The sequence below is a fragment of the Bordetella petrii genome (assembly GCF_017356245.1).
Taxonomy (GTDB): Bacteria; Pseudomonadota; Gammaproteobacteria; order Burkholderiales; family Burkholderiaceae_B; genus Bordetella_A; species Bordetella_A petrii_D.
The window spans coordinates 1-920 of record NZ_JAFMZZ010000008.1 but is presented as its reverse complement, the minus strand read 5'-3'; the positions used below and the strand labels follow the sequence as shown (position 1 = coordinate 920).

The window sequence follows — 920 nt, the reverse complement described above, 5'->3', positions numbered from 1 at the left end:
GTCAGCTGCTGGGCCGGCACTTCGATGACTTCGCCCGCGTTGATCTTGAACACCGATACCGCCTCGGCCAGCCGCTGCGCCTGCTCCTGCAGCGAACCTGCCGCCGCGGCCGCCTCTTCCACCAGCGCCGCGTTCTGCTGCGTCACCTCGTCCATCTGCGACACCGCCCGGTTCACCTGGTCGATACCCCCCGACTGCTCTTCCGAGGCCGCCGAAATCTCGCCCATGATGTCCGTCACTCGCTTGACCGAGGCCACGATCTCCTGCATCGTCGCCCCCGCCCGCTCCACCTGCTGCGAGCCCGTGCCCACCTTGCTTACCGAGTCCTCGATCAGCACCTTGATCTCTTTGGCCGCCTGCGCGCTGCGCTGCGCCAGCGAACGGACCTCGCCCGCCACCACCGCAAAGCCCTTGCCCTGCTCGCCCGCGCGCGCCGCTTCCACCGCCGCGTTCAGCGCCAGTATGTTCGTCTGGAACGCGATACCGTCGATCACCGACACAATCTCGGAAATCTTGCGCGAACTCGCCGAGATCCCCTCCATCGTGCTCACCACCTCCGACACCGCCGCGCCGCCGCGCTCGGCCACATCCGAGGCGCTGGCCGCCAGCTGGTTCGCCTGGCGTGCGTTGTCCGCGTTCTGCTTGACCGTCGAGGCCAGCTCTTCCATCGACGCCGCCGTCTCTTCCAGCGACGCCGCCTGCTGCTCAGTGCGGCTGCTCAGGTCCGTGTTGCCCGCCGATATCTCGCGCGAGCCCACGTTGATCTCGTCCACTCCGCGTCGCACCTGCGACACCGTGCGCGCCAGGTTCTCCTGCATGCGCTTGAGCGCCGCGAACAGCTGGCCGATCTCGTTGCTGTTGCGCACTTCCACCCGCGCCGTCAGGTCGCCCGCGGCCATGCGGTCGAAATGCTGGCCGGC

1 protein-coding gene is annotated in these 920 nt (G+C 68.3%); it reads right to left on the bottom strand.

Going from position 1 to position 920, the window contains the following annotated elements; all coding sequences use genetic code 11:
* Positions 1 to 920, bottom strand: a 920-nt coding sequence (locus tag J2P76_RS23510; RefSeq protein ID WP_207410704.1) for a methyl-accepting chemotaxis protein, incomplete at both ends; no start/stop codon positions are given.